This is a genomic window from Solirhodobacter olei (assembly GCF_004010155.1).
Lineage (GTDB): Bacteria > Pseudomonadota > Alphaproteobacteria > Rhodobacterales > Rhodobacteraceae > Solirhodobacter > Solirhodobacter olei.
This window is the reverse complement of record NZ_RRYH01000023.1, coordinates 95,777-109,032: the sequence shown is the minus strand read 5'-3', so window position 1 is coordinate 109,032 and position 13,256 is coordinate 95,777. Positions and strand designations below refer to the sequence as shown.

Genomic DNA, 13,256 nt, shown 5'->3' with positions numbered 1-13,256 from the left:
GCTCAGCCCCCCAGGAATGTCTTGCGGACTTCGGGGTCGGCCAGCAGTGCCTCTCCCGTGTCGGTGTAGCGGTTGGCGCCCTGGACAAGGACATAGCCCTTGTCTGCGATGTTCAGCGCCTGGCGTGCGTTCTGTTCCACCATGAGGATCGAGATACCGGTGCGGGCGACCTCGATGATCCGGTCGAACAGCTCGTCCATCACGATCGGCGAGACGCCGGCGGTGGGTTCGTCGAGCATCAGGACCTTCGGCTGGGTCATCAATGCCCGGCCGACGGCAACCTGCTGACGCTGGCCGCCGGAAAGCTCACCCGCCGGCTGGCGCCGCTTCTCCTTCAGAATCGGGAACAGCTCGAAGACCTGCTCCATCGTGTGGGAGATGTCGTCGCGGCGCAGGAAGGCGCCCATCTCGAGGTTTTCTTCCACCGTCATCGAGGTGAAGATGTTCGAGGTCTGCGGCACGAAGGCCATGCCCTTGGCCACGCGGTCCTGTGGCGACAGGCGCGAGATGTCCTCGCCGTCCAGCCGCACCGCGCCGCCGCGCAGCTTCAGCATACCGAAGACCGCCTTCATCGCGGTCGATTTGCCGGCGCCGTTCGGCCCCACGATCACCGCGATCTGGCCCTTGTCCACGGCCACGGTGCAGTCATGCAGGATGTCGACCGGTCCGTAGCCGCCTGTCATGGCGTCGCCGATCAGGAATGGTGCCCCCATACCCTATCTCCCCGTTGCCGGTTGCGGCGCGCGGTCCGCGCGGGCCGTCCGGCTTTCATCTTGTTGAAAACAACCCGGCCGGAGGCCTCCGGCCGCGTGAACAGGCAACCGGCCTGACTGCCGGCCCGCCCTATCCATTGGCAGTAACCTTGTTCTTCAGGCCCGTGCCGAGATAGGCCTCGATGACCGCCTCGTTCTCCATGATATGCGCCGCGGAGCCCTGGGCCAGCACCTTGCCTTCGGCCATCACGATCACCGGGTCGCAGAGGCGGCCGATGAAATCCATGTCATGCTCGATGACGCAGAAGGTGTAGCCACGCTCCTTGTTCAGCCGCACGATGGCATCGCCGATCGTGTTCAGAAGCGTCCGGTTCACGCCGGCGCCGACCTCGTCCAGGAAGACGATCTTGGCGTCGACCATCATCGTCCGCCCCAGCTCCAGCAGCTTCTTCTGGCCGCCGGAGATCTGGCTCGCCTTCTGGTCGGCAAGGTGGGAAATGGTCAGGAATTCAAGGACCTCGTCGGCTTTCTTGGCAAGTGCGCGTTCCTGCTGGGCAATCGCCCCGCGCCGGAACCAGGTGCTCATGATGGTCTCGCCGACCTGGGCTGGCGGCACCATCATCAGATTCTCGCGAACCGTCATGGAGCCGAATTCATGGGCGATTTGGAAGGTCCTCAGCAGTCCCTTGTGGAACAGCTCGTGCGGGCTCAGCCCGGTGATGTCCTCGCCATCCATCAGCACGCGGCCGGAGGTGGGCGGCAGGCGCCCGGCGATGACGTTGAACAGCGTGGTCTTGCCGGCGCCGTTTGGTCCGATCAGCCCTGTGATCGAGCCCTGCGCGATCTCCAGGGATGCCCCGTCGACGGCATGGAACCCGCCGAAATGCTTGTGCAAGTCTTCGACGACGATCATGTCATGTCTCCCCGTGGCTCTTGTTTTTGCGCCGGTATACCGGGCAGAGCCTTGTTCTTAAAGCAAACGGCCCGGATGCTGACCGGGCCGTTCTTGTCTTCACGCGCCGACGCTTACTGAGCGTAGTAGTCGGTGACCTGCTTGTCGTTCTTGATCGTGTAGATCCGATAGGAACCGGCGGCTTCGCCCGGCCCGATCAGCTTCACGCCGGTGGCGCCTTCGTAGTTGATCGACTTGCCTTCGGCGAGCAGCTTCAGACCCTTGGCAAGTTCACCCGGAAGGATGGTTTCGCCCGGGCCGTTCGCGACCTTCATGACATCGTTCTTGAAGACTTCCGCCTTGTCCGACTTCGCGGCCTGCATGGAGAGCAGGATCAGGGCCGCGGCGTCATAGCTCTCGCCAGTGAACGAGGAGGTGCCGTCGAAGCCGGCGGCCTTCGCCATGGCAAGGAACTTGGTGTGGCCGGCGCTCTGGATGCCCGGCACGTCGCCGAACGAGCCGTCCATCGGCTTGCCGATCGCCTTCAGCAGGCTGTCGCCATACATGCCGTCGGGCAGGTAGAACTTGGAGAAGGCACCGGCGTCGAGCGCACCCTGGATGATGCCCTTGCCGCCCTTGTCGACGTAGCCGGCAACGACGAGAAGCTGACCGCCGGCCGAAGCGAGCGTGCCGACTTCAGACGAGTAGTCCGCCTTGTTGTCTTCGTGCGGGACCGAGATGGTGACCTTGCCGCCGGCCTTTTCGAACGCGGCCTTGAAGGCATCGGCCAGACCCTTGCCGTAGTCGTTGTTGGTATAGGTCAGCGCGACGGTCTTGATGCCCTTCTTCATGATCGCATCGGCCATCACGGTGCCCTGGCGGGCATCGGACGGGGCGGTGCGGAAGAACAGGCCGTCATCCGGGGCGGTCGACAGCGCCGGCGAGGTCGCGGAGGGCGAGATCATCACGATGCCGTTCGGGCGCGCCACCGATTGCAGCACGGCGCCGGTCACGCCGGAGCAGTCCGCACCCATGATCGCCGCGACGTGATCGGAGGTGACGAGACGCTGGGCCGCGGCGGTCGCGGCCGCGGCGTCGGTGCAGGTGTCGTCGCCGCGCACGGCCGTGACGGTATCGCCACCAAGCAGCGCGTGCGAATCGCTGACTTCCTTGATCGCCATTTCGGCCGATTTGGCCATCATCGGCGTGACGGATTCCAGCGGGCCGGTGAAGCCGAGAAGAATACCGATCTTGATGTCCTTGGCGTTGGCCGCGCCGGCCATCAAGGACACGGCGGCCGAAGCCAGAAGCAGTTTTTTCATTTTACACTCCCGTGTTGGATCGAGGTCCGCCGGTTACCGTAGAAGGATGCGGAATAAAAGGGAAGTCATTCAAAGTGCCTTCCAGGGCCCTGATTTGTAACGCCGCCGTGATCGGTCGTGGCCCTAAAACGACGCCCGGCATGTCGCGCCGGGCACGTTGACGGGTAGGGTGGCGGGCAGGCTGACGGCTGCGCCGGGCGGCCCTCCGGACCGGCTTCCGGGGGGGCTCCGGTCCCGCCGGGTTGCGGGCAATGGCGGGGTCAGATCGACAGCCGCGCGGCCTGGGTGCCACGCTCACGGTAGGGCGTGGTGTTGTAATGCGCCCGGTAACATTTCGAGAAATGCGACGGGCTCGCGAAGCCGCATGCCAGCGCGACGTTGATCACGCTCATGTCGGTCTGCATCAACAGGTTTCGCGCCTTTTGCAGGCGTAATTCCATGTAGTAACGCTTCGGGCTGCGGTTCAGGTAGCGACGGAACAGGCGCTCCAGCTGCCGTGTCGACATGCCGACCTCGTCGGCAAGGTCGGCCGGGCTGATCGGCTCCTCGATCGCGGCCTCCATCATCTGGATGACCTGCGAGAGCTTCGGGTGGCGCACGCCGATCCGGGTCGGGATCGACAGGCGCTGGGTGTCCTGGTCGGTGCGGATGGTGGAATAGATCAGCTGGTCGGCCACGGTGTTGGCCAGGTCCTCGCCATGATCGTCGGCGATCAGCTTCAGCATCAGGTCGATGGAGGAGGTGCCGCCGGCCGTCGACATCCGGTTGCCGTCGATCACGAAGACCGACTTGGTGAGCTTCACATCCTCGAATTCCTCCAGGAACCCATCCTGATTCTCCCAGTGGATGGTGGCCTTCTTGCCGTCGAGCAGCCCGGCCTTGGCCAGCGCGTAGGAGGCGGTGCAGAGCCCGCCCATCACCACGCCGCGGCGCGCCTCGCGCCGGAGCCAGGAGACGATCGGCTTCGTGGTCGCCTTCTGCACGTCGATCCCGCCGCAGACCAACACGATATCGTCGCGGTCAAGCTCCTCCAGCCCGCTGTCGAGCTTGAACGAAGTGCCGTTGGAGCAGGTGGCGAAGTCGCCGCCTTCCCCGACCAGTTTCCAGTGGTAAACGTCCCGGCCGGCGATGCGGTTGGCAATGCGCAGGGGTTCCACCGCGCCGGCAAAGGACAGCATGGTGAAGCGGTCCAGCAGCACGAAGATGAATCGCTTCGCAGGGCGGCTTTGAGCGCCTGGGTTCGATCTGCGGTTAGACTCAAGCATGGAGCGACCTATTGGCGTCGTTTCCGTGACACCGATACACCAACGACCGGCTACGACAAGGGGGCGCGAATCGGAATCCGACCTGGCCGCGGCAGTTGCGGTGGAGGGGGGTGTTCCCTATAACGCGCCAAACCTGCAACGTCCCCGTGTTCCGGAGTGTGATATGACCAAGGGCTGGACCAAATCCGACTGGCGCGCGAAGCCCCGGGTGCAGATGCCCGACTACCCGGATCCTGCCGCCTTGGCCGAGGTCGAGTCGCGGCTGGCGAAATACCCGCCGCTGGTCTTCGCCGGCGAGGCGCGGCGCCTGAAGAAGGCGCTTGGCCAGGTGGCGGAGGGGCGCGCCTTCCTGCTTCAGGGCGGCGACTGCGCCGAGAGCTTTGCCGAGTTCTCCGCCGATAACATCCGCGACACCTTCCGGGTAATGCTGCAGATGGCCGTGGTGCTGACCTATGGCGCCAAGGTGCCGGTGGTGAAGATCGGCCGGATGGCCGGGCAATTCGCCAAGCCCCGCTCTGCCCCGACGGAGACCCTGGGCGGGGTGGAGCTGCCCTCCTACCGCGGCGACATTATCAACGGTTTCGACTTCACCGCCGATGCGCGGGTGCCGGACCCGGCGCGGATGCTGCAGGCCTATACCCAGGCCGCCGCCACGCTGAACCTCCTGCGCGCCTTCTCCACTGGCGGTTTCGCTGATATCCACCGCGTGCATTCCTGGACGCTGGGCTTTGCCGAGGATGACAAGGCGGAACGCTACCGCGCGCTTTCCAGCCGGATCTCGGACGCGCTCGACTTCATGAACGCGGCCGGCGTCAACGCCTCGACCGCGCATGACCTCGGCACGGTCGACTATTACACCAGCCACGAGGCGCTGCTTCTCGAATACGAGGAGGCCCTCTGCCGGATCGACTCGACGACAGGCCTGCCGGTGGCGGGCTCCGGTCACATGATCTGGATCGGCGACCGCACGCGACAGCCGGACGGCGCGCATGTGGAATTCTGCCGCGGCGTGCAGAACCCCATCGGGTTGAAATGCGGACCCTCGCTTTCGGTCAGCGACCTCAAGACCCTGATCGAACGGCTGAACCCGGAGAACGAGGCCGGCCGGCTGACCCTGATCGCGCGTTTCGGCGCGGGCAAGGTGGGCGATCACCTGCCGAAGCTGATCCGCGCGGTCGAGGAAGAGGGCGCCCGGGTAGTCTGGACCTGCGACGCGATGCACGGCAACACGATCAAGTCCGCCTCGGGCTACAAGACCCGGCCGTTCGAGTCCGTTCTGCGCGAGGTCCGCGAGTTCTTCGACATCCACAATGCCGAGGGCACGATCCCCGGCGGCGTGCATTTCGAGATGACCGGCAGGGACGTCACCGAATGCACCGGCGGCGTGCGCGCGGTGACGGACGAGGACCTTTCCGACCGCTACCACACCGCCTGCGACCCACGGCTCAACGCCAGCCAGTCGCTGGAGCTCGCCTTTTTGGTGGCCGAGGAGCTTTCGAACCGGCGCGAGATCCAGCGTTCCGCCGCGCTCTGAGCCGGGTCTCGAAGACAGCACTTCCAGGCCGCCCTGCAGGGCGGCCTTATTCGTCCGGGTCGACCAGCCGCAGGGCGGGGCGGGCGCGGAACGGGGCGGGGGCCTCGTCGAAGCCGGCACGGGCAGTGCGGGTGGCGGCGGTGTCAAACGCTCCGGGGGAAACGCCGCGCAGTGCGCGCCGCTGGGTGCCGTTCACGGTGAAGCGGCGGGGCGGGTAGCCGATCGTGCCGCTTGTAACCAGGCAGCCGAACAGCCGCGTCAGCGCACCCTGATGGTCGGTCAGCGGCAACAGCAGCATCTGCCCCTCCAGCGCCGGTCGGCCCATGCCACGCTCTGCCCGCAGCGAGAGCTGCAGGTCATGCGGCCCGTTGAGCACGTCGGTCAGCGCCGCGGTCACCGCCTCGCGCGCCGGCAACTGGAACAGCGCGGCCAGCGGCATACCCCGCACCTCCATGCCGAGCAGGTCGCAGACATGCATCCCGGCCAGCCGGAAGCGGGCATGACCCGGCGCGATCCGGTCCAGGATGAAGGCATAGGGCAGGGCGGATGCGATGCCGCGGGGATCGACTTCGCCCCGCGACGGCGCCAGCCGCGGGCCGCGCAGACGGTCCCAATAGTCGCGGACGATGGCGATTTCCGGCAGGTCCGGCAGCGTGCGATACTCCGATAGGGCGACGACTTCGCCGGCCTGGTGGTGGTCCCGTTCCATGATCTTCCCCGAGCCTTGAGAGGCGGGTTCGATTGCCGGACGGAAAACGTTCTGTTAACCCTAAAACGGCAATCCTTACCCAAGGGTTAAGATACACCCGCCGACCTCCGGTTGGGCGAGAAAGTGAAGAATTGGTTAATGCTTCGCGCGCCTGCCCACCTGTGGCGATGGGAACGTGCGCCGGGCAGAAGCCGGACGGTCCAAGATTTTCTACGCACGGCAAGGCCTTGCGTGCAGGTGCGAAAGGCAGGGTGCCGATGGTCGTGTCGATGACGGGGTTTGCCGCCGGGCGGGGCGAGGGGGCGGGGGCGTCCTGGGCCTGGGATCTCAGAAGCGTCAACGGCAAGGGGCTGGACCTGCGGCTGCGGCTGCCGGAGGGCGTCGAGGGGCTGGAGCAGGCGCTGCGCGCCGCGCTCGGGCGGCGGGTCGCGCGGGGGAGCCTCAGCCTCTCGCTGCGGCTCAACCGCGAGGCGGGTGCGGCGGCGCTCCGCGTCGATCCGGCGATGCTTTCGGCCGCGCTCGCCGCACTGGGCGAGGTCGACCTTGCGGCTCAGGCGGTGGGGATGGAGCTGGCCCCGGCCTCTGCCGCGGACGTGCTGGCGCAGCGCGGTGTCCTGGCCGCGGGAGAGCCGGAGACCGACAGCGCGCCGCTGCTGGCCGCGCTGAAGGATGACTTCGAAAGCCTGCTTGAGGCGTTCGGTGCCGCGCGGGCGGCGGAGGGGGTCGCTCTCGGGGCCATCCTGGCCGGGCAGGTCGACCGGATCGCGGCGCTGGCGCAGGAGGCGCGGGGCCTTGCGGAGGCGCGCCGCGACCAGGCGGCAACCGCCCTGCGCGAGGCGCTGGCGCGGCTGCTGGAAAACGCCGAGGGGATCGACGAGGCCCGGGTGGCGCAGGAGCTGGCGCTGCTTGCCGTGAAGCAGGACGTAACGGAGGAGCTTGACCGGCTCGACGCCCACGTGGTCGCCGCCCGCGCCCTGCTGGCGGAGGAGGGGCCCGTCGGCCGCAAGCTCGACTTCCTGATGCAGGAGTTCAACCGCGAGGCCAACACGCTGTGTTCCAAGGCGCAATCGGCGGCGTTGACGCGCCTCGGGCTTGACCTCAAGGTGACCATCGATCAGATGCGCGAGCAGGTGCAGAACGTGGAGTAGAACCATGCCGGAACCGAAGACGCGGCGGGGGCTGCTGATCATCCTCTCGTCGCCCTCTGGGGCCGGGAAATCGACGCTCTCGCGTCGGCTGATGTCCTGGGATCCGACGCTGTCCTTCTCCGTCTCCGCGACGACGCGCGCGCCGCGACCGGGCGAGGAGGACGGCCGGGAATACTACTTCCGCAGCCGCGAGGACTTCGAGGAAATGGTGCGCACCGGCGACATGCTGGAGCATGCCGAAGTCTTCGGCAATCTCTACGGCTCGCCGCGCGGGCCCGTGGTGGCGGCGATGGAGGCCGGTCGCGACACGCTCTTCGACATCGACTGGCAGGGCGGCCAGCAGGTGAAGCAGGCGATGCGCGACGATGTCGTCTCGATCTTCATCCTGCCGCCCTCCATCGCCGAGCTGGAGCGGCGTCTGACCACCCGCGGACAGGACTCGGTAGAGGTGATCGCGGACCGGATGGCGAAGGCACAGGCCGAGATAAGCCATTGGGCGGAATACGATTACGTGCTGGTGAACCGTGATCTGGACGAAGCGGAGGCGGAGCTGCGCACGATCCTGACGGCCGAGCGGATGCGGCGCGAGCGCCAGCCCGGCCTGACCGATTTCGTGCGTGGCCTCAACAGGGAGTTCGATGCGAGATGATCTATGCTCTGGAAGGCGTGGCGCCGGTGTTCCCCGAAGACGGCGACTACTGGGTTGCCCCGGATGCCAATCTGATCGGGAACGTGGTGCTGGAGGCCGCGACCTCCATCTGGTTCGGGGCGACCCTGCGCGGGGATAACGAGGAGATCCGCGTCGGCATGGGGTCCAACATCCAGGAAAACTCGGTTCTGCACACCGACATGGGCTATCCGCTGACGATCGGGCCGAACTGCACGATCGGCCACCGCGCGATGCTGCATGGCTGCACCATCGGCGAGGGCAGCCTGATCGGGATGGGGGCGACCGTGCTCAACGGTGCGGTGATCGGGCGGGGCTGCCTGATCGGGGCCTGCGCGCTGATCCCCGAGGGCAAGGAGATCCCGGACCACAGCCTCGTCATCGGGGCGCCGGGACGGGTTGCGCGGGTGCTCGACGCCGAGGCGCGGGCGCAGCTGGTGCTCTCGGCCAAGCATTACCAGGCCAATATGCGGCGCTTCCGCGAGGGGCTGAAGCCGGTCTGAGCGGGCCGGTCCGGCGGGCTTGCGGGCGGGGTGTCGCGCGGCGCTGAAGGCAGCGTTCGGTGGATACCGTAATCGCACCGTATTCGCACCGCTTTGGCACCGTAAGACACCGCAAGCGGGGCAGTGGAGAGGCGCGTTCGGCGGATCAGGGAAATGGCAGCATTGATGAGTGCCAGGTTAACGCAGCGCCCGGTCCGGCGCTGGAATTTTTGTTCCACACATGCTAGCGACGATCATGTGCGCCTGCCAGGAGAGAGCGGATGACGGAAATGCAGGTCTTGCGGCCCCCGGCCACGGTCGAGGCGTTCCGCGAGCGGCTGGGCGAGATCTCTCACACCCTGCCGAAGCGGCTCAGGCAATGCGCCGAATATATCGCCTCGCACACTGACCGGATCGCCGTCTCGACTGTGGCGGAGCTGGCCGCGGGGGCGGGGGTTCCGCCCTCGGCGCTGATGCGGTTCTGTCAGATCATGGGGTTTTCCGGCTTCTCCGAGATGCAGAAGCTCTTTCGCGAGGCCTATGCGCCGGGCTTTCCCGACTATTCCACCCGGCTGAAGAACCTGCGCGACAGCGGCGCGGGCAGCCCGGCGGCGCTACTGGCGGAATTCGTCGAAGCCGGGCGGATGTCGCTTGAGGGACTCGCAAAGACCGCGGACGCCGCCGCTCTGGACGCGGCGCTGGCGGTACTGACGGAAGCCGACACGGTGCATCTGATCGGCTACCGGCGGGCCTTCCCGGTGGCCAGCTACCTTGCCTATGCCTTCGAAAAGATGGGCGTCGCGGCGATGCTGCATGGTGGGGTCGGCAAGCTGGAGCACCGCCATGCCCTGCGGCCGGGCGACGCCCTTCTGGCGATCACCTTCGCACCCTATAGCGAGGAGACGATCGCTCTGGCGCAGGAGGCGCGCGCCCGAGGGCTTTCCGTCGTCGCGGTGACCGACCGGCTGACCAGCCCGCTGGCCCGCCACGGCAGCGCGGTGCTGACGGTGCCCGAGGTCGACTTCGGCGCCTTCCGCTCGCTCTCCGCGACGCTGGCGCTGGCGATCACGCTGGCGGTTGCCGTGGGGGCGGCGCGGGGGCGCGGCTGACCCGGGGCGCGGCAGCGCGGGGGGCTGCCGCGTCGGCGGGAATGCTGAAAAGGGCTTTTGCTTCCGGCGAAATTGGAATAAAAATTCCAAAAACCACCATCTCTGGTGAGTCTCGACCACTGCGGGAGGCTGCATGAAACCCTTGGATGTCATCACCATCGGCCGGTCCTCGGTCGATCTTTATGGCGCGCAGGTTGGCGGGCGGCTGGAGGACATGGGGTCTTTCGAGAAATACCTGGGCGGATCGCCCACCAACATGGCGGCGGGCACGGCGCGGCTGGGGCTGCGGTCGGCGCTGATTACCCGTGTGGGCGACGAGCACATGGGGCGGTTCATCCGCGAGCAGCTGGCGCGTGAGGGCGTGGACGTGCGCGGGGTGAGGACCGATCCGGAGCGGCTGACGGCGCTGGTCCTGCTGGGGATCCGCGACGAGGCGCAGTTTCCGCTGATCTTCTACCGTGAAAATTGCGCCGACATGGCGCTTTGCGAAGACGACATCGACGAGGGGTTCATCGCCGAGGCCCGCGCCGTTGTGGCGACGGGCACGCATCTGAGCCATCCGCGGACCGAGGCGGCGGTGCTGAAGGCGCTGCGGCTTGCGCGCAGGCACGGGGGGCAGACGGCGCTCGACATCGACTACCGGCCGAACCTCTGGGGGCTGGCGGGGCACGGCGCGGGCGAGGAGCGGTTCATCGAAAGCGCCAAGGTGACGGAGAAGCTGCAGGGCACGCTTGCCCTCTTCGACCTGATCGTGGGGACGGAGGAGGAATTTCACATCGCCGGCGGCTCTACCGACACCATCGCGGCGCTTAGGGCCGTGCGCGCGGTGACGAAGGCCACGCTGGTCTGCAAGCGCGGGCCGATGGGGGCGGCGGCCTTCACCGGGGCGATCCCGGACAGTCTTGACGAGGGCGAGGCGGGACCGGGGTTCCCGATCGAGGTCTTCAACGTGCTGGGCGCGGGCGACGGGTTCATGTCGGGCCTTCTGAAGGGCTGGCTTGATGGCGAGAGCTGGCCCAGGGCGCTGACCTATGCCAACGCCTGCGGCGCCTTCGCCGTCTCGCGCCACGGCTGCACGCCTGCTTACCCATCCTGGGAGGAACTGCAGTTCTTCCTGAAGCGCGGGGTGAAGCAGAAGGCGCTTCGCAAGGACGCCGAGCTGGAGCAGGTGCATTGGGCGACGAACCGCGCCGGGGACTGGCCGGTGATGCGCGTCTTCGCCTTCGACCACCGCATGCAGCTGGAGGAGATGGCGGCCGAAACCGGGGCGGACCCGGCCCGTATCGGCGCCTTCAAGGCGCTCTGCCTGGAGGCCACGCTGCAGGTGGCGGACGGCCGGCCGGGCCATGGCATTCTCTGCGACGGGCGGCTGGGGCGGCAGGCGCTCTACCGCGCGGCGGGCTCCGGCCTCTGGATCGGGCGGCCGGCGGAATGGCCGGGCTCGCGCCCGCTGACGCTGGAACCTGAGCTGGGGCCGGATTGCGGGGGCCTGGGCGAGTGGCCGCTGGAGCAGGTCGTCAAGGTGCTCTGCTTCTACCATCCGGGCGACGACGCGGCGACCCGGGCCGGGCAGGAGGCGACCGTCGCCCGGCTTTTCGCCGCGGCGCGCCGCAACCGGCTGGAATTCCTGCTGGAGGTGATCCCCTCCAAGGTCGCGCCGGTGGATGACGCGACCTCGGCCGAGGTAATCCAGCGCTTCTACGATATCGGTGTCTACCCCGACTGGTGGAAGCTGGAACCCTTCACCACCGATGCCGCCTGGGCCAATGCCTGCGCAGCGATCACCCGCAACGATCCGCATACCCGTGGGGTCGTGGTGCTCGGCCTCGACGCGGCGGAGGCGGAGCTTGCCGCGTCCTTCGAACTGGCGGCGCGGCACGACCTGGTCAGGGGCTTCGCCGTCGGCCGCACCATCTTCGCCGAGGCGGCGCGGGGCTGGCTTGCGGGCAGCTTGAGCGATGCCGAGGCGGTGGCGATGATGGTGCGGAAATACGCTGCCCTCTGCGCGGTCTGGAACCGCGCGCGGGGGCTGAGGGAGGCGGCCTGAGGCCGCCCCGGATCGAAACGGACGGAAAGGACAAGCGATGCCGGATCTGCTGGAGAAGCCGAAGGGCACGCGCGGCAAGGTGCATGACATCACGCCCGAGAGCGCGGGCTGGGGATACGTGGGCTTCGGCCTCTACCGTCTTGCCCCGGGCGAGAGCGCGGCGGAGGTGACGGGCGACCGCGAGGTGATCCTGGTTCTGGTGGAGGGCAAGGCGCGGCTTTCGGCGGGGGGCGCCGATTACGGCGAGATGGGTGAGCGGATGGATGTCTTCGAGAAGACGCCGCCGCATTGCCTCTATGTGCCGAACGGATCGGACTGGGCGGCGGAGGCCACGACCGACTGCACGCTCGCCATCTGCACCGCGCCGGGCAAGGGCGGGCATCCGGCGCGCCGGATCGGGCCTGAGGGGATCGTTCTGACCCAGCGGGGGCAGGGCGCGAACACCCGCTTCATCAACAACATCGCCATGGAGGGCGAGGATTACTGTGACTCGCTTCTGGTGACGGAGGTGTTCACGCCGCAGGGCAACTGGTCCTCCTACCCGCCGCACCGGCACGACGAGGATGATTTCCCCAACATCACCTACCTGGAGGAAAGCTACTATCACCGGCTGAACCCGGCGCAGGGCTATGGCCATCAGCGGGTCTTCACCGAGGATGGCAGCCTGGACCAGACCATGTCGGTCGCCAATCACGACGTGGTGCTGGTGCCGAAGGGGCATCACCCCTGCGGCGCGCCCTACGGCTACGAGATGTATTACCTCAACGTAATGGCCGGGCCGCTCAGGAAATGGCGGTTCAAGAACCACCCCGATCACGACTGGATCTACCGGCGCGACAACCCCGGTGCATAAGGCCCGCGGCGCGGGACTGAAGAGGGCTCAGCCCTCCGGCCCGGCGGCGGCGAGCACGACCTGAAGGCTGGGGGCATGGGGCGCAAGCTCGGCCAGCACCGCGTCGGGTTCCGGCAGGTGCGGGCAGAGCACGCAAAGTTCGCCCCGGAATCCCAGCGCCTCCAGCCGCCGGGCGACGTCGATGGCGTCGAAGCCCGGGCCGATCAGCGGGCAGGCGGCTGCGGTCGGGCGGTGGCGGGCGAGAAGCTCCGGCGTCAGGCTGTCGATCTTTGCCTCCAACACCCTGGTGCCGGGCACGACGGGCGGGATCTCCTGCGTTCGGGCGCCGATGACCAGCGCGCAGGGCGGCTCGTGATGCTTGGGCGTCCCGGGCTGGGAGGCGTTAGGGTCCGGGGTCTGGTTGATGTCTTCTTCCATGGCGCAAATTCTGCAAGAAACTTCACGGAACGGTGATCGCGGCCATTTGCAACGGAAGCCGGATCGACGCAAGCGTTCTGCAGCCGGGAGTTGCGCAT

At 67.4% G+C, this 13,256-nt stretch carries 13 protein-coding genes; 7 read left to right on the top strand and 6 right to left on the bottom strand.

Annotated elements, in window-relative coordinates:
• Positions 1 to 2: 2 nt before the first annotated feature.
• The 4 genes from EIP85_RS16190 to EIP85_RS16175 all read right to left on the bottom strand — a co-directional run bounded on the left by EIP85_RS16190 (position 3) and on the right by EIP85_RS16175 (position 4,192).
• Entirely contained in the window at positions 3 to 713 is a 711-nt protein-coding gene (locus EIP85_RS16190) for an ABC transporter ATP-binding protein (protein WP_127903257.1), read from the bottom strand.
• Positions 714 to 843: 130 nt separating this feature from the next.
• Complete coding sequence (locus tag EIP85_RS16185) at positions 844 to 1,626, bottom strand: ABC transporter ATP-binding protein (protein ID WP_127903256.1); 783 nt, start codon at positions 1,624 to 1,626, stop codon at positions 844 to 846.
• A gap of 113 nt (positions 1,627 to 1,739) precedes the next feature.
• Positions 1,740 to 2,927, bottom strand: a complete 1,188-nt coding sequence (locus tag EIP85_RS16180; protein WP_127903255.1) for an ABC transporter substrate-binding protein — start codon at positions 2,925 to 2,927, stop codon at positions 1,740 to 1,742.
• A gap of 260 nt (positions 2,928 to 3,187) precedes the next feature.
• On the bottom strand, positions 3,188 to 4,192 hold the full coding sequence (locus tag EIP85_RS16175) for a GlxA family transcriptional regulator (RefSeq protein ID WP_127903254.1): 1,005 nt from the start codon (positions 4,190 to 4,192) through the stop codon (positions 3,188 to 3,190).
• 163 nt (positions 4,193 to 4,355) lie between these two features.
• Here EIP85_RS16175 and EIP85_RS16170 point away from each other — a divergent pair, with 163 nt between their 5' ends.
• Positions 4,356 to 5,726, top strand: a complete 1,371-nt coding sequence (locus EIP85_RS16170) for a class II 3-deoxy-7-phosphoheptulonate synthase (protein ID WP_127903253.1) — start codon at positions 4,356 to 4,358, stop codon at positions 5,724 to 5,726.
• 46 nt (positions 5,727 to 5,772) lie between these two features.
• Here EIP85_RS16170 and EIP85_RS16165 read toward each other — a convergent pair whose 3' ends face one another.
• A complete protein-coding gene (locus EIP85_RS16165) occupies positions 5,773 to 6,435 on the bottom strand; it encodes a PAS domain-containing protein (RefSeq protein ID WP_127903252.1) in 663 nt (220 codons plus the stop codon).
• A 257-nt stretch (positions 6,436 to 6,692) separates the two neighbouring features.
• Here EIP85_RS16165 and EIP85_RS16160 point away from each other — a divergent pair, with 257 nt between their 5' ends.
• The 6 genes from EIP85_RS16160 to iolB all read left to right on the top strand — a co-directional run bounded on the left by EIP85_RS16160 (position 6,693) and on the right by iolB (position 12,741).
• Positions 6,693 to 7,583: a YicC/YloC family endoribonuclease gene (locus EIP85_RS16160; protein ID WP_127903276.1), complete on the top strand. Its 891-nt coding sequence runs from the start codon at positions 6,693 to 6,695 to the stop codon at positions 7,581 to 7,583.
• A 4-nt stretch (positions 7,584 to 7,587) separates the two neighbouring features.
• Positions 7,588 to 8,232 (top strand): guanylate kinase, encoded by a 645-nt coding sequence (gene gmk / locus EIP85_RS16155; RefSeq protein WP_127903251.1) that lies wholly within the window; start codon positions 7,588 to 7,590, stop codon positions 8,230 to 8,232.
• Positions 8,229 to 8,753 carry a gamma carbonic anhydrase family protein gene (locus tag EIP85_RS16150; protein ID WP_127903250.1) on the top strand — a complete coding sequence of 175 codons (525 nt, stop codon included), beginning with the start codon at positions 8,229 to 8,231 and terminating at the stop codon, positions 8,751 to 8,753. Before gmk ends, EIP85_RS16150 begins: the two co-directional genes overlap by 4 nt.
• A gap of 260 nt (positions 8,754 to 9,013) precedes the next feature.
• Positions 9,014 to 9,841: a MurR/RpiR family transcriptional regulator gene (locus tag EIP85_RS16145; protein ID WP_241560064.1), complete on the top strand. Its 828-nt coding sequence runs from the start codon at positions 9,014 to 9,016 to the stop codon at positions 9,839 to 9,841.
• Between the two features lie 133 nt (positions 9,842 to 9,974).
• Positions 9,975 to 11,888 carry a bifunctional 5-dehydro-2-deoxygluconokinase/5-dehydro-2-deoxyphosphogluconate aldolase gene (locus tag EIP85_RS16140; RefSeq protein ID WP_127903249.1) on the top strand — a complete coding sequence of 638 codons (1,914 nt, stop codon included), beginning with the start codon at positions 9,975 to 9,977 and terminating at the stop codon, positions 11,886 to 11,888.
• Positions 11,889 to 11,925: 37 nt separating this feature from the next.
• Entirely contained in the window at positions 11,926 to 12,741 is an 816-nt protein-coding gene (gene iolB / locus EIP85_RS16135) for a 5-deoxy-glucuronate isomerase (protein ID WP_127903248.1), read from the top strand.
• Between the two features lie 27 nt (positions 12,742 to 12,768).
• Here the strand turns inward: iolB and EIP85_RS16130 are convergent, their stop codons facing one another.
• A complete protein-coding gene (locus EIP85_RS16130) occupies positions 12,769 to 13,158 on the bottom strand; it encodes a hypothetical protein (RefSeq protein WP_127903247.1) in 390 nt (129 codons plus the stop codon).
• Between the last annotated feature and the right edge of the window lie 98 nt (positions 13,159 to 13,256).